We start from the raw sequence: 19,060 nt of genomic DNA, 5'->3' as shown, positions 1-19,060 counted from the left end.
AAAGAATGGTTCTGGACCAGACTGATGACTGGATCAGAGCAAAGGTCCTGATGCACTTCAGCACATCCTCTTCAACAGTCAGTTCCTGCAATTCATGGGCCGCATCGACTGTCCTGGGGTCTCCTGTTAGGGCCAGTCCAAGCAATCTGAGAGGCAGCACCAGCCTGTCTCTGGCAGGGTTGGGAGACGTGGGGTTGGGTTCGATCTTCAGAAGTTCCTGCAGCAGGTTGTTCTGGTTCTTCAATATGCGGGGACCACGGTGCACAGGGAATTTGGCTGTTGTGTAATCCAGCAGGTTCCTGCAGGCAACCCATGCGTGAGCCACGTCCCGTATCTCAGGGTTGCTGATCTCTCCTGGGAGTTGCTGACCCCATAGGGCAGCGTGAGCCATTTTCACGTTCGCAGGTGCATCCACCGGGACGGCTGTGCCACCCAGCACCAGGCTCCAGAAAAGCATGCGTTCACTGGCTGCAGTCAGGAACGCACTGGCATTCGTGATGCCCGCAGCCTGACTGAACTTCTGGGCTGCCTGGTGCCAGGAGTTCTGGAAGAACAGAGCCCTGGCCTGCTGGAATTTGGCGTTTGCCAGAACCGTGTTCAGTCCAATCAACTCTGCATAGTGCTCTGCAGAGGTCAGGTATTTGGCGGCCTCTTCGGGTCGCTGGAGGGTGGTCAGCATGATGGCACAGGCAAAGTCCAGGTGACAGCAACCTTCCAGGTCCGGGCCAGTGTCCACGGACCGCACAATGTTTTTCATCCACTCCAGGAACATTTCTTTCTGGGCAATGGTTGGAGAGCACTCCAGAAGAACACGGGCAAGGTAACCCAGGGCAAGCATTCCTGGGGTTTTCTCCAGCAGGGCACGGGCTTCATCGTTCCGGTCCAGTTGGAACAGGAGCCAACCGATTCGTGCCAGAGCAACAGGACACGGATCAGGTAATGTTTGAAGCTGACAGAGCATGTCCAGCAAAGCCAGTTCTCCAGCCCTGGTGGTCTGGACCAGAGTTGAATCAAAACGCCTGGGGATAGTTATGAGATAAAGCAGTTCAGTTTGCATACCAGGATCTGGCATTTACGCTAAACCGCTTACGGTTGGTGTGGGGTTGTCTTAGGGTTGTCACCTAGTTCAGGCCGCTGAACACCTGTACCAGAGCCAGGATCAAAACCCCTAATGCCAGGAGGGTGGAAGGCACGGCCATCACCAGAATCACCCACACAGGCACACCCGGCTGGGGTCGCTGGGCCACCATCTCCAGGGTCTTCTGCATCTGCTGGGTCCGCTCATCCAGGGTGCTGACTGAGGCCATCACCGTGATTTTCAGGGCACTCAGGTCCTCCTGCAGGTCTTCCAGGCTCATGCCTGCCGTCTCTGGAACAGCACACCAGGATCAGAGATGGAGCCTTCCACCAGGTCGGTGCCACTGGGTTCCAGTTTGACCCACTTGAAGTCTCCAGAACCATCGTGCAGCCAGTCTGCTGTCACATACCCCTTCTCTTCGAGGTAGCGGATGTTGGACCGCAGGTCATTTTCACTGGGCAGCATCTGCAGGTCTTCCATCGACATCACCAGAATGGTTTTGTTCATGGTGGTCGGGGCGTCAGGATTCAGAGCATTGTTGTTGGCAGCAAGGTAAATCAGCCTGAGGATCAGGCCACGCCCGATTTTCAGGTGTGTGGGGTTGGTCTGTTTGAACATCAGTTTTTCTCCTTGCAGAGCTTGGCTTTCTGGTCAAAAGAACTGCAGAAAAGAGGGTCCAGTTTCCATTCACTGGGGGGCACGTTCAGGGCTTCTAGACGAAGCCCATCAATGATGGTGTGCAGCTTCTTGGCATAGCCTGGATCGGTGGCGTAACCTGCACGGGCCACCCTGCTGGCAAATTCCTTCCCATCCTTGCGGCTCTGGAAGGCTGCAGCATATCTGGGGTTTACCTTCAGGAAAGTGGCGTAATCGTAAAACGATCCTGCAGCACTGGTGTAGGAACGGAACTGGCTGGTCCACCCGGTTTTCTGACCGTTCACGTACTCTGTGTCAAATCTTGATACACATTTCGCCCAGGTGCCGTTACACTTGATGCCGAAATAATTGTTGTGGGTGCGTGCCAGATAGCTGCTGCCATATCCGGTTTCCAGAGCAGCCTGGGCGATCATGGCAGACATGGGCACACCCGTCTTCACGCTGACTTCGTGGGCCAGGGGGATGGCAGCCAGAATGAAGCGGAAGCGTTGCATGTTGCTGGGGCAGGGCTGTCCAGCCTTGCACTCCAGCACCCTACTGATGCCCAGGTACGCCTTTGCCCCTTCCAGCCAGAAGTTTGCCTTTGGCCCGTAGATGGTGAACACCCCGGTGATCAGGGCAGTGGTGGCAAGGATGCCACCACCAATCGCTTCTCTCCTGCTCATTTGGACACCTGGGTGACGGCTTCGACCACCTCATCAATGGCGGTAGAGAGGTTTCGTTTGTCCACCTCAGACAGCCCTGTGGTGCTCTGGATGCGATTTTTCAGAAGGTTTGCGGCCAGACGGAGGGCAGTGCCGATCAGGATGTTTTTGAGGGCATTCAGCATGTCAGTTTCCTTTGCCTGTCAGCAGCTGGGACAGGGCCAGAAGAATGTAGGCTCCCACCGTGAAAACGGTGTTCCAGTTGATCTTTCTTTTGGGACGCATTTCGCGGTTGTATTTCTCTGCCAGTTCCTTGGCGAGACGCCATTCCCGGAGGTCTTGCACCTTCTCTTCCAGGACGCGAATCCGTTCCTGTTCGTCTGTGGCAGTCACATGGTTCCTCCCAAAAGCAAAACCCCGAGATCGCTCTCGGGGTCGGGATACTTTGTCTTACTCAGGATAGGCAATTCCAAGGGGTCCTTCTTGGACATCTCCAGTTGTGAATCAGGCAACAAAAAAACCACCCGTGGGGTGGCTTGAGGTTTCCTTGTTCTCAGTCTCTGATGCGTTTCAGACAGCCGTAAGCCTTGAGGGATGCCCAGAGGTCTTCAAATGCTGCTGCGGCCATCGACCAGTCCGGCTGGATGCTCACATGGCTCTGGGTGGCGGCATCCCATTTGTTCTTTTCGTACCAGAGGTATTCGCGGATCTTGGAGACATCCTGTGCCTGCATGTTGTGCAGGATTCGCATGAAGTCCCGTTCAGTGATGGTCCACCTGGCAACCTTCAGGGTGCGGTCTGGATCGGGGCTCTTGCAGTCCATCGTGTTGGTGAGCAGCACCTGGCTGATCTTCCACTGGCAGTCCCTGAGGCTCTGGGCCAGAAGGTACGGGTATCCGGTCATTTCCGCTTTGGAGGTGGTTCTTTGGGGTTCTGGGGTGTCTGTGTTGACTCCTGCTTTGCTGAGGATGTCTGCCACAGAGACGGTTGCCAGGGATCTTCTTCGGGTTCTTCGACGAGGTTCAGTTCTCTGGCTGACACCCTGAACGGATTCCCCTCGTCTGGGAGCCACAACTCCACGGACTCCCTGCGGATTCTGAACATCGGACATGTGGGATTGGCGCATACTCGGTATCTCCGATAGATCACCCGTCCGTCCGCGTCTGTTTCCGTTTTCCCGTTGTCGATCACACGGGTCGGTTGTAGACATTTATCGCATTCCAGCCCGGCCATGTTTGGTTGCCCCTTCCTGGAGATGCTGAACTGAACTTTGGGGTTTCATGAATTCCAGCTCCGCTGGTGATTTCATCCTAGCCTAAGGTTCAGCTCAGCAAATGGAGATCTCCACTAACTTGTAACGATGGGTTTACACTTCGCTGGGAGCCTGTTCCTGCACAGTTTTTAGACCCAGTTCTACGGGATATCCCTGAGAACGGACCCGCACATTTCCCTCACACTCCTCTTTAGTCAGGAAGCGGCCCGGAAGCACAGCGATCCTGTGCAGCTCAGCATTCGAGTTGCGGTAGTCCTTGATGAGCCTGAGGGTGAGTTCCTGACCGTGCAGGGGGTTGCCCATGATGTTCTGCATCTCGATCCACTGCTCCAGGGGTCTGGACATGCCGCGACGGGACACCAGCAGCACCAGCATGTTGCCCGTCTGCAGGACCACACTGAGTTCTTCACTGCAGCGGGGAGGGGTGTCCCCTTGCCACTGCCTGAGCCTGCACTCTTCACAGTTGCCTCTGGTCTTGTCACTGCCAGCCACACACATGGGCATGGTGGGCTTGCCTGTCCACTCAGGCCACAGCACCCAGTTTTTCTGGAAGTTGATCATCACCGCCCCAGGGATCTCCTGCAGGATCTCCCCGGTCATGGTGTTGAAGAAATGGCCTGCCTGGTAGTCTACGCGGATGATGGGGATTCGGGGTTCAGGGGTCACGGTCATGGTCTTTTTCTCCTGTTCTGGTTGCGTTTCTTGCGACGCCGAAAAAGGGCTTTCCTGGGGTGGGGTGGTTTCGGTGGGGCTGGCGGTTGCGGGTCCCCGTACACAACCCTGTGCCAGAACCGCTGTTCTTGCTGCTTCAAAAGTTGCCGGGACATCTGGATCTCTTCGATGGTGGGGTCCTCTACCACCACTTCAAAAGCACGATTTGCTGATCTCACTTCGCTTCCTTCTGTGCCTTGTTGAACCTGCGTTCACAGGTGAGGCACTTGGTTGCAAAAGAAGGATCAGCAGAGGGGGTGAGGTCGGAGAACACCAGCAGGTCCGGGTGAGCAGCTGCCAGACCGCACAGGGTCCAGGAACCCCGCACGTAATGCCACTGCCCACGCTGGTGAAGCTTGGTCCAACCAGCACGCTCTTTGGTCTGGGTCATTTGGTCCTCCAGGTTGAACTGTCATTCCCAGAAACCACCCACTCGTAAAGGCTCTCCAGCTCTGCAATTTTCTGAGCCGTTGCCCTTCCTTCCGTGAGGTGTGCAGGGATGTTGGGTTTCTCAAAGCTTGCGAGTGTGATCTTGGCAAGAAGGATTTCACGCCTTTCCTCTCGCCGGGCCAGGGCTTTGACTTCAGGGACAGTTTCAGCAAGCAGAGCTTTCTGATGGGGTGGAAGGGAATCAAAATCATCCCAGTTCATCTCCAACCCCACTTTCTGGCACGGGAAACCTGTAGTTTTCTGGCACGGTTCCCACGCCGGATGAACTTGGCTTTTCGGACCATCTCGACCCTGCTTTGAGGGACCTGGCAGGGTTCCTGTCTGGAGAGCACCAGGGCCAGAGACTCACCAATGGCATTGACTCGAATCTCACCAGATGCCTGCCAGACGCCACGCTTACCTTTCCAGACAGGCCGATCACCCGGAGTGCTGTGATAGTGGATTTCCATTACCTGGATCTGCTCACCACCCAGGGTGATGGTGACCTCTTCAAAACGGAAGGTGCTCATGCGTCCTCCGGTGTTGGGAGGATGGGCATCCAGTGGGTGACCAGGGCGTCCGTCTGTTCATCGTCATCCCAGAAGCCCTCTTCAGCGTTGTAGAAGAGGACCACCGGGAAACCCGACATGATCACCAGATAGGTGCCGGACTCTGCAGGTGGCTGGGTGATGGGAGTCCAGCTGGGCACCTGTGCCCTGAGTCGGTCCACTTCCTGCAGGAGCATCCGCACGTCTTCCGGGGCGTGAGCAATGGCCTCAGCGTCCGGGTGGTTGATGCCACTGATATGCCCACTGCCAGTCTCTGGATCTTGCTTCACAAGGTCCCTGCCAGGCTGCATACCAAGATCACCCGGCTGGGGTTGAAACCACGGCTGGGCATCCCTGAAACCCACCCGCTCGAACATCATCACGACCCGTCTACCGCCCCAGGTGGTCGTGAGGTTGATGTCCGTCTGCTTCAGGCTGTCTCTGGAGACATACCCGGACCACTGCCAGGGTCCTTTGGTGGCCTTGCTCCAGCGGTCTTTGATGGCCTGAATTTCTGTAGGAAGGGTCATGATTCCACCAGACCCAGAACAAAGAGGGCTTCTTGAACGGCTTTTTTGGCGTAGATCTCAGCCAATGGTGCAGACAAATACACCTCTGCACGCACAATGGAGTTCTTCAAGTCTTCTGCATTCTGCAAGGCTTCAAAGGCTTTTCTGCAGACTTCCAGGGCTTCCAGCAAGGTCTGCACGTCTGCTGGAGCACAGGCAATGGCCTGAGCATCCGGGTGGTCAATGGCATCAATCTGTTGCCGATAGCCCACCTCGTACTTCACGAATTCTCTGGCACCAACCAGAAGGTCATTCCTCCCAAAACGGGGCTGGGCATCGTTGGTTTTGCCTACCCGCTTGAAGTCCATCACAATGTTGCCATTCGCTTTGCTGGACAGGCGTATGGCCGTGTGCTTGGTGGTTCTGCTGACGTGACCGAACCAACCCCAGGGGCCAGGGGTTGCCCTGGCCCAGCGTTCGCGGATTGCCTGAATGGTGGCAGCAGATGGAGCTGTGGTGTGGATGGGTTTGACGGTGTTCTGAGTCATGCGGACACCAGCCCATGCACCTGAGCAGCCATCAGAACTGCTTCCCACTCGATTTTGTTCAGCCCCAGTTCGTCTGCAGTGGGAAAGTGAACCCGCTGGATCTGCACATTGTGGGCTGCATGGAAGTACATGAACCTCAAGAGGTTCTTGAAACCAGCTGTGCCCAGTGGGGTTTTGTGTGACTGGCTCATGGGGATGAAGCCCCTGAAGGGATCGTTCCACCAGATTTCTCCAGCATGATCAGCCAGGATGAACCCGTGTAGGCCACGGGCATGAAAGAAAGCCGGGTGGATGGTGCTTGCCTGAATGCGGTGCAGGATGATGTTCAGGGCATCCACACGCCGAACCACTTCGAGCGGTCTCAACTCAGAGGTTTTCATGCTGCTCCTTCATGCGGCGAAGCACGTCCCGAACTTCGTCCCACTGGTCATCGGTGAGTTGATTCATCCAGGTGGGGCGAAGTCCAAAGTTGGCTTCTGGGTGTTCCAGGCGGTACACACGGGCGTAAAAACTGGTCAGGTTGTTGCTGATGTGGAAAGCGTCACCGTCATTCCGCATGCCCAGTTCAAACCGGATCACATGGCAGATCATGTCTGCAGAAAGCATCCGGTGGGGGTTGAATTCGCGGTAACGGTCTGCCAGTTCACGGAATGCTTGATAGGTCCTGTAGTTGTGCTCCAGGTGCCACAGGCAGTACATGAAGGGGTGTTCTTCAAACAGCGGGGCTTTCCGTTCCTGCTCCATCAGAGCCCTCCTTTTTGTCTTCTGTGAGGGTGAAAATCTTGGTGGGGGTGTGCAGCCTCAGAACCCGTTTGGTGCTCAGCGGATCAGGGGCGATGCACTCTACAGAGCGGACACCTCTGGTCACCAGCAGGTCCGTGAACTTGCTGAGGCTGCCATCCCGGATGGCATGCGGGAAGATCGTGACAGCGACGGGCACTAGGTCGGGCCGGAACTCCTGCCCTTTGAAGTGCACCATGTCTGGGGCTTTGTCCACGCCCCGCACGGGACCCGCTGAGGTTCTGGCATGCCACCGGAAGTCCCCGATTTCAGAGCGTTTTTTCCAGTCCAGGTAGGCTCCCGTCAGACCGATCCAGTCAAACTGGATGGCTTCGCACTGGGCCGCAACGGTCAGCAGGTCTGCAGCGGTGGCAACTGCCCGGACTTCTCCTGCGGGACCAGGGGTGAAAGGCTGCAGGGTCATGGGGGGCACGTCCGGCTGGTACTGCTCAGGATCGAACTTGTTGCCCTTTTTGGGGTAGGTTTCCTTCATGGCACCACATCCCTCTTCCAGGTCTCAGGGATGGGCTGGTCAAGCTGGAACTTGACGAAAGTGAAGAACTGGCCGTGCAACTCGCAGAAGTGAGGGCTGTCCTGCAGCTCTGAAACCAGCAGCTTGATTTCATCCAGGAGGTCTCTGGGGACCCCCACAGATTTGGGGTCCCGGACAGACTGGATCTTTCTGCCGATGTGGTAGGCCAGATCCCTCTTGAGCATCTGCACGTTGAACAATTCAGCGGTGTCCAGCAGGTGCTTCTGGTGGTACACAGCCCACATTTCAAGCTCCCGCACCACATCCCTGGCTGCAGGAGCGAAAGCGTCAAAACGGTAACCAGCACAATCCACCTTGAAGGTTTCATGGCAACCTGTTTCCGTGTCGATCACCAGAACGGTCATGGTGGGTGGGTGATCGAGTTCCCCCCAGAATTCATTGGCGAAGGATTCCGCGACCTGGGGCATCTGGTCTGCCACAGTGTCGAAGAAGGTCATGAAACGTTCCGGGGCCATCACCCCGACCAGGAACTGGTGAAGGGTGGTCACAGATCGACACCTCCATCCAGCAGGTCCTGCCCGAACTGGCGAAGTTCTGCCCTGCGATGGTGAAACTCCATCTTCAGAGCCACTGCCCTGCAGTCCGCTTCGTCTTCCACCATTCGGGCCAGATGGAGATGTCCAAGGTTCCGCATGGTCCCTGCTACGTCACGGAGTTCGTTGGGCATTAGGTTCTTGGTGCGGATGTGATTCAACAGGTCCTTTTCCACCAGCACGGACTGCAGGGGACGCCGGATCTTGTGGACCACCGCACGGGCAGGAAACAGGGTCACGTCCACAGCACGCCGGAGGGCTTTGCTGATCTGGGCCAGACGGAAGGAAACAGGGGCAGAGGGGATCAGAGAGATTCGCATAATTCACCTTTTTCGTTGACCTGCAGGGTCATGAGAGAGCTGAATGCCTGTGCAGCACTGCCACCAACAGCCACTGGGATGTTGCCCCACTCGTTTCTGTCTTTGTTGGGGACCAGCATGGCCCTCCACTTGTAGGCACCCAGGTAATCGGTGAGCACCATGCACTTCCAGGGGTGCAGGGCCACAAATTCTTCAACGGTTTTCGGGCCAAAGATCATCCGACCAGCCCCCCCTTTCTGGACAGCACTTCCACCAGGGCACGGTCATTCAGTGCGGTCTCGATGATGTCCGCATATTCACGTTCCAGCACAGCCCTCAGGCTTTTCCGCTCATGGTCCAGCACGTCATGCTCTGCCAGGTACTTGTCGATGGCGGTCTGCAGGGATTCTTCCCGGTCTTTGGCCTTGCTCCAGTCCTGATCGGCCTCACACGCTACCAGCACCCAGGCATCCCGCTGTTTTTCGTTCTTCAGGTCTGCAGGGACCTGCAGGCGAATTTGAGCCTCAAGGTGGTCCAGTTTGCGGCGGACCTTGCGGAGTTCTGCCCTCTGAGCGGTGAGAAGTCTTCTGACCGCCTCAATCTGCTCAGGGATCTCCAGAAGGCGGGTGCATCGGGCTCGAAGTTGGTTATCCATTGGAGACCTCCAACAGCCCGGACAGCCACTGGTGAAGTGCCTGCAGGCTGGATTTGTCTTTGAGGGTGAACCTCAGGGCGAACTCTTCAGAGAGCCTGCCCTTCACCTGTCTGGGATTGCCTTTCCGGTCATGGGTGGGGTCCACTTCGGCAATGCCAAGCCGCACCAACACCCGGCACTGGTGCATGGCACTGGAAGAAGTAAGGTCCACAAATTCACGCCGGATGTCTGCTGCAGACACATAACCTTTGGTCAGCAGGTGCTGCAGGGCAAAACGCCGGATGTCGCTGTCCACAGCTGCAGCACCACGGGCCAGGGGATCACCAGAGAACTGGGTCATTGCGAATCACCCAGTCCAAACGTTTCAGCGAATGCATCACTCTTTTCATCGTTTGGAATGACAGGATCGCAATAAATATGCCGCTTTAGCTGCCCATATTTCCCTGGGAACAGAGACACCTGAAGACGCACATATGCCACTTGCACAGAAATGGTCTCACCCATTCCATGCCCTGGACGCATTTCCTCCAACTCGAAAATTGTCCCTTCAGTCAGATGGTGTCCATCAAGTAACAGCGTTACAGTAGGGAATTTTGGATATTGAACCCCATCCCCCACATATATAAAGGTGCCAACATCCTTGGCCTGAGGCACAGTCAGCTCTGTGCCATTAGGCTGTGTGACCTTGGCGAAACGCTGACTGGTCTTAGACATTCCTCCTGGGCGTCTGCGTCCGGTCACAGCATCACCTGCTCTGCAACAAACTGGATGTGGGCAGGGGTCAGACTGCCCACCGTCATGCCAGGAGTGCTCTGGATGGCTTCGCCCAGGTGCTTCAACAGACTGGTGATCTTCCGGTAGATGCCGCCTGTCTGCTTGTGCATCTCTTTGAGGGTGGCCGTGGTGAACCCATCCACCCCGTACAGCAGAATGAATTCTTCCAGGCTGATGGCAGAAACGCGGAGCTTCACGCTGCATCGACTGGAGATGTCGGGCCATCTCTCAATGCGTTGCTCCAGGCTGGGACTGGCAACCATCACAAAGGTGCTTCCAGAGTTGTCTGCCAGATACTTCAGCTGGTCGATGGCGTCATAGTCCATCCGCTGGGCTTCATCCAGGATCACCAGTTTGGGGTCACTCTGCAGCTGGGCCACCACGACACTGGTCTGCATGCGGAAGCTGTGCCCTGTGGAGATGCCCAGTTCTGAAGCAAGGTCAGCCAGGATGTGTTTGGCCTGATATTTGGGTGGGCATTCCCAGTAAAGAACACCTTGTTGACGGGCAAAGTAGCGGATGGCTGTGCTCTTCCCTGCCCCGTGTGCCCCGGTCACCAGGGCCAGGGCTGCCTGCACACGCCACGCGTATTCCAGGTGCTTGATGATGGCCTTGAAGGTGGAATTCAGCTTGAAGCCCTCTGGAAGCCCTTTGCCCTGGATGTCAATGTGCTCCAGAGAAAGCCGCTGACTGAGGTTGGCTTGAAAGTCGCTGAGGGTGGTTTCAGTCATGGTTTTTTCCTCTCTGACAGGTTGATTTCGCTCATGAAGGCGTCAATGTCAGTGGTGTCTGAGGGCTTCAGGAAGTTTCCAAATTCGCCCAGGTCGGTTTTGGGAGGGTTCACAGCAGCCAGTTGTGCTGGGGTGGCAGGCAGCTGGGCAGGGGTGGGGGCAATGTCCAGTTCCTTGACGATCTGTCTTGCAACGATCAGATCCGGGTGGGCCAGACGCTCCTGCACTTCTTTCAGGCTGTTCACGGCAGCAGTGTTCTGGGCTTTTTCTGCCCTGCGTTGCTCTCCAGACGCGATGCTGTTGGCGATGTCTGGAGCAGGCACGGCTTCACCCAGGATGGTCAACTGTCCATTGCGTTCCTGACGGGCAATCACCCGCACGTCACCCATTGCGAACTGGTCTTCAAGCACCAGCACTTTCAGGCCGCTGTATGGAGCCAGGACACCAGAAGGGATCTTCCAGATTTTGTTGTCCAGCTTCACACCACCATCTGGGGTGACCGTGCGTTCTTTCCGTCTGGCAAACAACAGGAACAATTCAGTGGGGTCAAACAGCAGTTGGGTTTTGGCAGGCACAGTCTCAAGAAAGTGCTGGAGTCTGGTCTTGCCATCGACCACCCACTGGTGGTATTCGGTGATGATCCAGGCCAGCATGATGTTCTTGAACTCATCAATGGTCAGGTGCCGTTTGCCAAAGCCAGGGTCCTTGCCTGTTTCCAGCCATTTGAGGGTTGCTTTGCGGAGGTTCCGAAGTTCCTCAGAGTCACGGTCTTTGGCGTTTTCACCCACGTAGGCAGGCAAAGTCCTCTCAAAGCCGTGCTCTGTTCCCCAGAAGCGTTCAATGGCTCCACGGGTGTGACTCACACGGGGCTTGCTGTGAATGGACTGCACATTCAGCCCTTTCAGAATGCGCTCGATGTGGTCAGACCTGTAGGTCTTTCCGTTGTCCCAGTACATGATTTCAGGCACACCAAAAATCGGGTACTTGTCTGCATACGGTCCCTGTTTGGGCAGGATGGCACGCAAAAACGCAAGGTCGGTCTGGGTCTGGTCCTCATCCTCTGAGAAGGCAATTCCAGGGATCACGCCGCTGTAAACGTCGATGATGGCATGCACCCGGAGACGCAAAAACCGGAGGGTTTCAGGGTCAACAACTTCCACATCACAGCGGGTCATGTCCATCTGCCACATGTGGTTTGCATGGTGGGCTGTGACTTTCCCGTTGTAGGTCCGCATGAATTCCTTGCGTTCAGTGGTGTCATAGAACGCCAGGCGCATCACGGGGTCTTGCAGCATGGCGTTTTTGACACGCCTGCACATCTCAACAGTGATGACCTTATCTTTCCCAGAGGCAGTCTTGTAGGTCATGACCTGTGGGACTGCCCTCACCAGGGTCCTGTGAATGTAGCGAACACTGGTGTTTGGGGTGTTGCTGAGGAATGCGGCCTGAATCACCTCGAAGGCTTCCTGAGCTATGCGAAAATGGCCTTTGTCTGCACGGGGCTTTTTTGCTAGGGCAGACAGTCCGTTCTGGCTGCTTTCCAGGGCTTCCAGTTTTCGGTAGATGCTGCGGGGGCTGCAGCCTTTTTGCTGGGCAATGGCCTTGACCAGTTCGGCCCGCTTCCACTTTGAGGCTCTGAGGGCAGGTTGCAGTAGGGCAAACCATTCCTGGGCTCCAGTCAGATCAGAAACCTGCGGAGTATCAGGAAAGACCAAGCGGGGTATCATTTGGGCTGATACTCCGCTTTTGGATATATCCATACCCGCAACATGAGAAATCTCTGTTCTAGTGCTGCTTGAAGCACTTTGATCCTGCGCGGATTCGGTGATACTCCGCGATGATACTCCGCTGTTTTGCGGGGTATCATTCAGGGCATTTGCACTGAACTGAAAACCCAGAGTCAAAATGTCGATGAATGCTGTTTTGACAGCCCCTCGTGCAGCACGAACAAAGTGATACTCAACGTACACACTTGAGTCGGTCATTTTGCGCTTGATCGTCACTTTGGACTTCTGCACAATTGCAGCACACTCTTCAACCGTGTACAGCTGAGTTTTTCTGGTTTGGCTATAGATGGGCATGACGGTCTCCAGTACACCAAGGCGAGAAACTATCCAGCACTGCTGGTCGTCATTTCTCCCAAATGCGAGTTTTCATCCGAAAAAAAATCGAGTGGCACGTTAAAAGCTGTGCTCAGCTTCTTGAGGGTTTCCAGACTGACTCTGGAACCACGTTCTCCGCTACAGAGGTAGGAAACATGCGAAGAGGCCAATCCAGTTTTTCTGACCAGATCAGCCTGGGTCCACTTCAGTTCCTGCAATTTCTTGGTGATTTTTTCTGCCAACACCTTATCACTTCCCTTTCTATAAAAATCTCGCCTAAAACGAAATTTTCTCGACCAGCAAACTCGGACGACTGTGATCCCCAGTAATCCATCACCTCCTATACTCACATATGAGAGTATTATACACTCACATTTGAGAGAAATCAACGGAGGAAATGTTTATGCCACGACCAAAAACTGCCGCTCTGAACGGTCCTTTCAACGAGCGAATAGCCGAACGCATGAAAAAACTGGGAATGAAACGGCTTGAAGAATTCGCGGATCATTTCGGCCTGGGCCGCACCACGGTTTATGCTCTGGTCCAGGGCAGGACGTCAGTTACAGGTGCCCAGGTAAAGCCCAGCATCGAAACACTGATCAAACTCGCAACAGCCCTAGAAGTGCCCACGCATGTGCTTTTGTACGAGCTTGATCCCACAGCCTACGGGGCCGAAATCTTAGAGGAACACCCAGCTGTCACAAAGGTCCCTGTCCTGGCTGCATCGCCACGCATCCCTGTTGTCGGGCAGGTTGGAGCTGGACCAGACAGATCTGATCAACTTGAAGAAAGTATTTTGGTAGAAGAATCGTTTGCCAGAGGAAAAAATTTGGTCGCTTTTCGGGTTTTCGGAAACTCTATGGAGGGTGGAAGAAACCCGATTTTTGATGGCGACCTGGTGCTGGTCAACACCCTGGACAGGGGCGTCACTGGCGGCACCGTGGTGGCCCGGCTGGAAGGTGACGGCCACGTCTGCAAACGCCTGATCCTGGACCCTGCAGGCAAGCCCCAGTACCTCACCAGCACCAACCCAGAATATGTGGACCCCACCTTTGCCATGATCCCAGCTGACCGTGTGGCAGAAATCGTGGGCTCAGTGGTCCGGGTGGTCAGAGACATCCAGTCTGCCAGTTAAAGGTCAAGCAAACTCTGGTTTCACCCTCATCGAGTCGCTTATCGTGAAAGAAGTTTTGACAAATAATTGTTGTCGCCTGCCACGCATGACCCCAAACTGGAATTCATTCCGCCAATTTCACCAGAGATCCGCTTAACCGAAATTTGTTAAAAGAAAAACCCCGTCCTGGACTCTTGCCTGACGGGGTCCTTTCGTCTGGTTCCGCTCAGTTCCGGTGATTCCAGTTGCCCAGGTTTGCCAAATAATCCTTGGCAGCTGTGCCAGATAAATAAACACACTACACCAGCCTCCGTCTTGTGTGCTAAGTCACCGAAACGTGTACAATAACCTTGTACAAAGAATATACAAAGCGAGGCTCTGAACCATCATGAATAAAACCACCCCACTGTATACTGCTTCCGAGGTTGAGGAGCGCACCGGGATTGCTGCCAACACCCTCAGGCAGTGGGAGAGGCGCTATGGCATCCCCAATCCGAGCCGCGCTGCGAACGGCTACCGCCTGTACAGCCAGAATGATCTGGAATGCATCCAGTTTATTCAGGCACACATCGAAAATGGTGTCACCGTCAGCCGTGCCGTGGAACTGCTGAAACAAAAGCAGGACCCTGGCACCCCCCAGTCCCCTGACAATGAGCACACAAAGGTTGTTCAAGATCTGGTGGAAGCCTGCCTGAAATCCGACCAGAACCGGGCTTCCCAGCTGATCAATTACGCCTCCATCTCTTTCACTGTGGAAGAGGTGCTTCTCAAGGTCATCGAACCCACCCTGACCTACATGGGCGAAATGTGGGCACAGGGCCACATCACCGTTGCCGAAGAACATCAGGCCACTGCATTCCTGAGAGGGCGCATTCAGATTTTGCTGGACCTGCTGGGTCAACCTCTAGAAGGACCCAAAGTGATGGTGGCCTGTGCCCCAGGGGAATACCACGAAATTGGTCCCCTGATGATCAGCGTCCTGCTTCGAAAAAGGGGCGTGCAGGTGCATTACATCGGTGCCAACACCCCTCTGGACGACCTGATCCGTTACACCCACGCACACTCAGGGCATGCCATCCTGCTCAGTCTGGGGCTCGCTGCAGACACCCAGCTCCTCAGAAGGCATGCAGAAGAACTCAAGCAGCTGGACATACCAGTGATCATGGGAGGAGCTTTGCTGAACGCAGAACCAGCACTGGCAGAAGAGTTTGGAGGCACGTATCTAGGCGCAGACACATTGCAGGCTGTCGAGCAGATGGTTCAGATACTGGAAGGTGGAGTATGAGCGAAAAAGCCCGTTTAAAAAGAGGTCAGGTGCTGTACAGGGATGGCGAGCCTTCAAAGCTGTTCTACCGTTGTGAAACAGGGCTCCTGAGGGTCGTCAAGGTGACCACCAGAGGCAGACCCATCACCGTCCGTCACATCCTGCCAGGAGATTTCTTTGGGGAAGAGATTCTGGAAGCCAAACCTTATCAGCACAGCGTGGAAGCCCTGACCCGCAGCACCATCACCTCCTTTCAGATCGATGAACTGAGCGAACACCTGATGCGGCAGGTGGCGGTGTCTTTCAGCGACCAGCTGCGGCGGGCCATGCTGCATGAGTACCATCTGCAGATTGGTGACCTGCGCGAACGGGTGATCCGGTACCTGCTGGAACTGGTGGACACCCCCCTCGGAGGAGAGAACGAGGACAACGACCTGTACCTCCGGTGCACCCACGAACTGATTGCAGAAGGGACCTCCAGCACCCGTGAAAGTGTCTCCAAGATCATCATGGACCTGAAACAGGAAGGCCTGATTGAGACGGGATACCGCCAGATCACCCTTAAGAATCTGGATGTCATGAAGGTCATGGCCCGCCCCCCCATGGTTCAGGAAGTGCAATGAAAGTCCTGATCACCGGAGCCAGCGGTTTCGTGGGGTCTGCCCTGATGAAAGAAGTCCAGCAGGCAGGCCATGAGGTGATCGCTGCATCAAGGTCTGGAGAAGCACCCCCGGGGCTCAAGGGCCTGAAGCTGGATGTGACATCAGCAGACGAAACCCTCAAAGCCATCACTGCCGCAGAACCCGAAGCCATCATCCATCTGGTGGGGATCATCCGTGAAACACGCAACCAGACCTTTCAAAAGGTGCATGTGGAGGGTACAGCCAATGTGCTGAAGGCAGCAAAAGAGCTGCAGGCCCGCTTCATTCACATGAGCGCTCTGGGTGCCCAGACAGGACACCGAAGCAGATATTTTGACAGCAAAGGGCAGGCCGAGGAGCTTGTCAAAAACAGTGGATTGACCTACACCATCTTCCAGCCGAGCCTGATTTTCGGACCTGGAGATGACTTTTTCGGAAATGTGCTGAAGGAACTTGTCACTGCTGCCCCTGTGGTTCCTGTCATTGGAAAAGGAGATTTCCCTTTCAGGCCCGTGTGGATTGGAGATGTGGCCGCAGCATTCACCCAGGCCCTGCTCAATCCCCGCACCGAGCAACAGACGCTTCAACTGGTGGGGCCAAAAGAGTACACCTTCCAGGAACTGCTGAACCTGGAGTTGCATGCCCTGAAACGCAGAAAACCCATGTTTCATGTGCCCCTTCCCCTGATGGATCTGGCTGTTCCCATGATGCAGGTGCTCCCGAACCCACCCATCACCCGTGACCAGTACCTGATGCTCAAAGCGGGAAACACCGGAGACCCTGCACCCGCCACCCGCATTCTGAACCTCAGAATGGACCATCTGGAGCACTGGCTGCCAAGGATTCTCAAAGCTTGACTTCTTCCCTATGCTGAAGGGATGCTGTCTCATGTTTTGCAATTTTTTGCTGCATTGATTGTCTTTGTGTGCATTCACGAAATGGGCCATGTCATTGCTGCCCGAATTTGTGGATACCGTCATGCACGCTTCCATCTGGTGCAGATCAAAGATGGGAAAGTGACCCTGGCTGTCACAGATGCCCCTTTGCACCTGTTTTCAGACCGGCAGAACATCTGGATTTCAATGGCAGGGGTTCTGGGAACACGCTTCTGCGCAGAAGTGATGTTGCTGGGAACCCAGGTGTTTTCAGGTGAAAAAACATCCTGGATGGCAACATTCTGGATCAGTCTGTTTCTTTTGCTGCGCACAGATCTGTTCCTGTACACCCTGCGCAACATTCTCGGAAGGTATCTGCTGCGAACCCCACAGGGAGACCAGGACATCTCCCTGGCTGCAATGTTTCTGGAAAAGACCACCGGCAGACCCGAGCATTTCTGGTTTGTTCTTCTGGGAGGTCTGGCACTCCTTGAACTGTGTCTTGGCCTGCCCAGAATGATGGATGCTGTGCTTTCCCGACTGACCTGACCTCCAGAATCAGGCCTCCGGTGGAAACTCACCCCCCGATGCGGGACATTTCGATTTTGTTGTCTCTGGGCCGCACGGCCCGCTCTTCGGAATAGCGGTCTGTTCTCAGGGACCACAATTTTGCAACCCGGTCCAGCAGTTGTTCGTCTGTCTCCCCTGCCCTGAGGGGTGCACGAAGATCATACCCGAAGGTGCCAAAGAGGCAGGTGTAAATCTGCCCATCACTGGAGATTCTGGCCCGGGAGCAGGTGCCACAGAAAGCATCGGTGACACTGCTGATGAATCCAATTTCGCCCTGACCATCCAGATACCTGTAGCGTCTGGCCACCTCGCCTTTGTAATTGGGGTTGACAGGCTCCAGAGGGTGGTTTGCCTGAATCATCGCCAGGATTTCACGGCTGGGAAGCACATCTTTCATGTCCCACTGGTTGTGGTTGCCCACGTCCATGAACTCGATGAACCTGAGGGTGTGGGGGGTGCCCCTGAAGTGTTCTGCGAGGTCCATCACGGCATGCGCGTTTTCGCTCTTCTTGATCACCGAGTTGATTTTGATGAGTTCAAACCCGGCCTCATGAGCTGCATCAATGCCCCTGAGGACACGCTCCACCTTGATGCCCAGACCGTTCATGCGTCCAAACGTGGCATCGTCCAGGGCGTCCAGACTGATGGTGACCCGCCTCAGGCCTGCTTCCTTCAGGGGTTGGGCGAGTTGAGGCAGCAGAAGACCGTTGGTGGTCAAAGCAATGTCCTCGACTCCATCAAGACTCGACAGGCGGGCAATGAGGTCAGGGAGGCCCTTGCGAACCAGGGGTTCACCTCCCGTAATGCGCAGTTTGCTGACCCCCATCTGCACAAAAATCCGGGCCACCCGCTCGATCTCATCAAAGCTGAGGAGTTCGGATTGGGGCAGGAAGGCATAATCTGGCCCAAAGATTTCTCTGGGCATGCAGTACGCACAGCGCATGTTGCAACGGTCGGTCACCGAAATTCTCAGGTCCCGGAGGGGACGGCCCAGCGAATCAAGCATCGTGACCGCAGTATAGGAAGTTCGATGGACAAGAAATAGGGGCAAATCACCTTCCAGGGTCAGGAGGATGCAGGCCGGATGGAGAGTTCCTCAATGACACTGGGATGCTGCATGTCCAGCACCAGTTTGATGGCAGCAGCCACATCAGCGGCCCGCACATACTTTTCTGCATCATAAGAAGCCTGTTCCATGCTGCGCACCTGTTTCTGCATGTCGGTGGCCGTTCTGCCCGGATAGATGGTGGTCACCGAAATGGAGGACTCTTCCTGCCTCAGGGCATCTGCCAGGGCTTTGAGTGCGAATTTGCTGGCAGCATAACCACCCCAGCTGGCATTCGCACGGAGTCCGGCACCAGAATTCACAAAGATCACCTTGCCTCTGGATGCCCTGAGGAGGGGCAGGGCCTGCCGGGTCAGGACCAGGCTGGTGAGAACGTTGCTCTGGAACATGCTTTCCCAGTCTTCAGTTTTGCTCTCTGCAATGCTGCCCAGCACCACCTCTCCTGCACAGTGAATGATGGCATCCATCCGAGCAAGGGGCTGCAAAAGGGTTGTAACGGCATCCTCATTGGTGAGGGAGACAGCTGCAGTCGTGGCATCCGGGAATTCCTGCTGCAACTGGGCCAGTTTCTGGGGGTTTCTACCCAGCAGAATCAGGTCGGCGTCTCTGAGGAGGTGTGCAACTTCCAGACCAATACCACCTGTGGCCCCTGTGATGATGATTGTGGGTTTCATGCCCCACAATTTACCCCATCGCGCTCCTCCGA

General features: G+C 55.4%; 33 protein-coding genes. 5 read left to right on the top strand and 28 right to left on the bottom strand.

All coding sequences use genetic code 11. The annotated features are described in order from the left end of the window. From DC3_RS21900 to DC3_RS30185, 26 genes are all read right to left on the bottom strand, one after another. Positions 1-1,057: hypothetical protein (locus DC3_RS21900; protein WP_146888232.1), on the bottom strand; the 1,057-nt coding region annotated here is incomplete at its 3' end. A 64-nt stretch (positions 1,058-1,121) separates the two neighbouring features. Next, positions 1,122-1,358, bottom strand: a complete 237-nt coding sequence (locus DC3_RS21895; RefSeq protein WP_146888229.1) for a hypothetical protein — start codon at positions 1,356-1,358, stop codon at positions 1,122-1,124. Then, a complete protein-coding gene (locus tag DC3_RS21890; protein ID WP_146888226.1) occupies positions 1,355-1,696 on the bottom strand; it encodes a hypothetical protein in 342 nt (113 codons plus the stop codon). Before DC3_RS21890 ends, DC3_RS21895 begins: the two co-directional genes overlap by 4 nt. Further along, on the bottom strand, positions 1,696-2,400 hold the full coding sequence (locus DC3_RS21885) for a glycoside hydrolase family 73 protein (protein WP_146888224.1): 705 nt from the start codon (positions 2,398-2,400) through the stop codon (positions 1,696-1,698). Before DC3_RS21885 ends, DC3_RS21890 begins: the two co-directional genes overlap by 1 nt. Then, a complete protein-coding gene (locus DC3_RS29315; protein ID WP_186816185.1) occupies positions 2,397-2,564 on the bottom strand; it encodes a hypothetical protein in 168 nt (55 codons plus the stop codon). Before DC3_RS29315 ends, DC3_RS21885 begins: the two co-directional genes overlap by 4 nt. Before the next feature lies 1 nt (position 2,565). Further along, complete coding sequence (locus DC3_RS21880) at positions 2,566-2,772, bottom strand: hypothetical protein (protein ID WP_146888221.1); 207 nt, start codon at positions 2,770-2,772, stop codon at positions 2,566-2,568. Positions 2,773-2,932: 160 nt separating this feature from the next. After that, positions 2,933-3,283: a hypothetical protein gene (locus tag DC3_RS21875; RefSeq protein ID WP_146888219.1), complete on the bottom strand. Its 351-nt coding sequence runs from the start codon at positions 3,281-3,283 to the stop codon at positions 2,933-2,935. 462 nt (positions 3,284-3,745) lie between these two features. Further along, the gene (locus tag DC3_RS21870; protein WP_146888216.1) at positions 3,746-4,324 is read right to left on the bottom strand and encodes a hypothetical protein; all 579 of its coding nucleotides are present in this window, start codon (positions 4,322-4,324) and stop codon (positions 3,746-3,748) included. Next, a complete protein-coding gene (locus tag DC3_RS21865; RefSeq protein ID WP_146888213.1) occupies positions 4,321-4,542 on the bottom strand; it encodes a hypothetical protein in 222 nt (73 codons plus the stop codon). Before DC3_RS21865 ends, DC3_RS21870 begins: the two co-directional genes overlap by 4 nt. Next, positions 4,539-4,754, bottom strand: coding sequence for a hypothetical protein (locus DC3_RS21860; RefSeq protein ID WP_146888210.1), 216 nt, complete (start codon positions 4,752-4,754; stop codon positions 4,539-4,541). The genes DC3_RS21865 and DC3_RS21860 overlap by 4 nt, the downstream gene beginning before the upstream one ends. Next, positions 4,751-5,014 (bottom strand): hypothetical protein, encoded by a 264-nt coding sequence (locus DC3_RS21855; RefSeq protein ID WP_146888207.1) that lies wholly within the window; start codon positions 5,012-5,014, stop codon positions 4,751-4,753. Before DC3_RS21855 ends, DC3_RS21860 begins: the two co-directional genes overlap by 4 nt. Next, the gene (locus tag DC3_RS21850; RefSeq protein ID WP_146888205.1) at positions 5,011-5,322 is read right to left on the bottom strand and encodes a hypothetical protein; all 312 of its coding nucleotides are present in this window, start codon (positions 5,320-5,322) and stop codon (positions 5,011-5,013) included. Before DC3_RS21850 ends, DC3_RS21855 begins: the two co-directional genes overlap by 4 nt. Then, positions 5,319-5,870: a hypothetical protein gene (locus tag DC3_RS21845; protein WP_146888202.1), complete on the bottom strand. Its 552-nt coding sequence runs from the start codon at positions 5,868-5,870 to the stop codon at positions 5,319-5,321. The genes DC3_RS21850 and DC3_RS21845 overlap by 4 nt, the downstream gene beginning before the upstream one ends. After that, positions 5,867-6,397: a hypothetical protein gene (locus tag DC3_RS21840; protein WP_146888198.1), complete on the bottom strand. Its 531-nt coding sequence runs from the start codon at positions 6,395-6,397 to the stop codon at positions 5,867-5,869. Before DC3_RS21840 ends, DC3_RS21845 begins: the two co-directional genes overlap by 4 nt. Continuing rightward, positions 6,394-6,777: a hypothetical protein gene (locus DC3_RS21835; protein ID WP_146888195.1), complete on the bottom strand. Its 384-nt coding sequence runs from the start codon at positions 6,775-6,777 to the stop codon at positions 6,394-6,396. The genes DC3_RS21840 and DC3_RS21835 overlap by 4 nt, the downstream gene beginning before the upstream one ends. Next, complete coding sequence (locus tag DC3_RS21830) at positions 6,764-7,141, bottom strand: hypothetical protein (protein ID WP_146888193.1); 378 nt, start codon at positions 7,139-7,141, stop codon at positions 6,764-6,766. Before DC3_RS21830 ends, DC3_RS21835 begins: the two co-directional genes overlap by 14 nt. Next, on the bottom strand, positions 7,110-7,670 hold the full coding sequence (locus DC3_RS21825; RefSeq protein ID WP_146888190.1) for a hypothetical protein: 561 nt from the start codon (positions 7,668-7,670) through the stop codon (positions 7,110-7,112). The genes DC3_RS21830 and DC3_RS21825 overlap by 32 nt, the downstream gene beginning before the upstream one ends. Further along, the gene (locus DC3_RS21820) at positions 7,667-8,218 is read right to left on the bottom strand and encodes a hypothetical protein (RefSeq protein WP_146888187.1); all 552 of its coding nucleotides are present in this window, start codon (positions 8,216-8,218) and stop codon (positions 7,667-7,669) included. Before DC3_RS21820 ends, DC3_RS21825 begins: the two co-directional genes overlap by 4 nt. Continuing rightward, entirely contained in the window at positions 8,215-8,583 is a 369-nt protein-coding gene (locus tag DC3_RS21815) for a hypothetical protein (protein ID WP_146888185.1), read from the bottom strand. The genes DC3_RS21820 and DC3_RS21815 overlap by 4 nt, the downstream gene beginning before the upstream one ends. Beyond that, positions 8,568-8,801: a hypothetical protein gene (locus DC3_RS21810; RefSeq protein WP_146888182.1), complete on the bottom strand. Its 234-nt coding sequence runs from the start codon at positions 8,799-8,801 to the stop codon at positions 8,568-8,570. The genes DC3_RS21815 and DC3_RS21810 overlap by 16 nt, the downstream gene beginning before the upstream one ends. Continuing rightward, a complete protein-coding gene (locus DC3_RS21805; protein WP_146888180.1) occupies positions 8,798-9,217 on the bottom strand; it encodes a hypothetical protein in 420 nt (139 codons plus the stop codon). Before DC3_RS21805 ends, DC3_RS21810 begins: the two co-directional genes overlap by 4 nt. Continuing rightward, positions 9,210-9,557, bottom strand: coding sequence for a helix-turn-helix transcriptional regulator (locus tag DC3_RS21800; RefSeq protein WP_146888177.1), 348 nt, complete (start codon positions 9,555-9,557; stop codon positions 9,210-9,212). Before DC3_RS21800 ends, DC3_RS21805 begins: the two co-directional genes overlap by 8 nt. Continuing rightward, entirely contained in the window at positions 9,554-9,931 is a 378-nt protein-coding gene (locus tag DC3_RS21795) for a hypothetical protein (RefSeq protein ID WP_146888174.1), read from the bottom strand. Before DC3_RS21795 ends, DC3_RS21800 begins: the two co-directional genes overlap by 4 nt. Positions 9,932-9,954: 23 nt before the next feature. Next, the gene (locus DC3_RS21790; RefSeq protein ID WP_146888172.1) at positions 9,955-10,722 is read right to left on the bottom strand and encodes an AAA family ATPase; all 768 of its coding nucleotides are present in this window, start codon (positions 10,720-10,722) and stop codon (positions 9,955-9,957) included. After that, complete coding sequence (locus DC3_RS21785; RefSeq protein ID WP_186816184.1) at positions 10,719-12,449, bottom strand: TnsB C-terminal domain-containing protein; 1,731 nt, start codon at positions 12,447-12,449, stop codon at positions 10,719-10,721. Before DC3_RS21785 ends, DC3_RS21790 begins: the two co-directional genes overlap by 4 nt. Positions 12,450-12,832: 383 nt before the next feature. After that, positions 12,833-13,069 carry a helix-turn-helix domain-containing protein gene (locus tag DC3_RS30185; protein ID WP_186816183.1) on the bottom strand — a complete coding sequence of 79 codons (237 nt, stop codon included), beginning with the start codon at positions 13,067-13,069 and terminating at the stop codon, positions 12,833-12,835. A 152-nt stretch (positions 13,070-13,221) separates the two neighbouring features. Here DC3_RS30185 and DC3_RS21775 point away from each other — a divergent pair, with 152 nt between their 5' ends. The 5 genes from DC3_RS21775 to DC3_RS21755 all read left to right on the top strand — a co-directional run bounded on the left by DC3_RS21775 (position 13,222) and on the right by DC3_RS21755 (position 17,267). After that, a complete protein-coding gene (locus DC3_RS21775; protein ID WP_146888163.1) occupies positions 13,222-13,959 on the top strand; it encodes an XRE family transcriptional regulator in 738 nt (245 codons plus the stop codon). Positions 13,960-14,326: 367 nt separating this feature from the next. Further along, the gene (locus tag DC3_RS21770; protein ID WP_146888161.1) at positions 14,327-15,223 is read left to right on the top strand and encodes a MerR family transcriptional regulator; all 897 of its coding nucleotides are present in this window, start codon (positions 14,327-14,329) and stop codon (positions 15,221-15,223) included. Next, on the top strand, positions 15,220-15,825 hold the full coding sequence (locus tag DC3_RS21765) for a Crp/Fnr family transcriptional regulator (RefSeq protein WP_146888158.1): 606 nt from the start codon (positions 15,220-15,222) through the stop codon (positions 15,823-15,825). The genes DC3_RS21770 and DC3_RS21765 overlap by 4 nt, the downstream gene beginning before the upstream one ends. Beyond that, on the top strand, positions 15,822-16,700 hold the full coding sequence (locus DC3_RS21760; RefSeq protein WP_146888157.1) for a complex I NDUFA9 subunit family protein: 879 nt from the start codon (positions 15,822-15,824) through the stop codon (positions 16,698-16,700). Before DC3_RS21765 ends, DC3_RS21760 begins: the two co-directional genes overlap by 4 nt. 21 nt (positions 16,701-16,721) lie before the next feature. Then, entirely contained in the window at positions 16,722-17,267 is a 546-nt protein-coding gene (locus tag DC3_RS21755; protein ID WP_146888155.1) for a zinc metalloprotease, read from the top strand. Between the two features lie 28 nt (positions 17,268-17,295). On the opposite strand, the gene moaA is transcribed toward DC3_RS21755, so the two are convergent. Beyond that, on the bottom strand, positions 17,296-18,294 hold the full coding sequence (gene moaA / locus DC3_RS21750) for a GTP 3',8-cyclase MoaA (RefSeq protein ID WP_146888153.1): 999 nt from the start codon (positions 18,292-18,294) through the stop codon (positions 17,296-17,298). A 59-nt stretch (positions 18,295-18,353) separates the two neighbouring features. Continuing rightward, positions 18,354-19,028 carry an SDR family oxidoreductase gene (locus DC3_RS21745; protein WP_146888151.1) on the bottom strand — a complete coding sequence of 225 codons (675 nt, stop codon included), beginning with the start codon at positions 19,026-19,028 and terminating at the stop codon, positions 18,354-18,356. Between the last annotated feature and the right edge of the window lie 32 nt (positions 19,029-19,060).

Origin of the sequence: Deinococcus cellulosilyticus NBRC 106333 = KACC 11606 (assembly GCF_007990775.1) — a bacterium.
In the GTDB taxonomy this organism is placed as follows: Bacteria; Deinococcota; Deinococci; order Deinococcales; family Deinococcaceae; genus Deinococcus_C; species Deinococcus_C cellulosilyticus.
The sequence above is the reverse complement of the archived record's forward strand: the minus strand, read 5'-3'. Positions and strand labels throughout refer to the sequence as shown.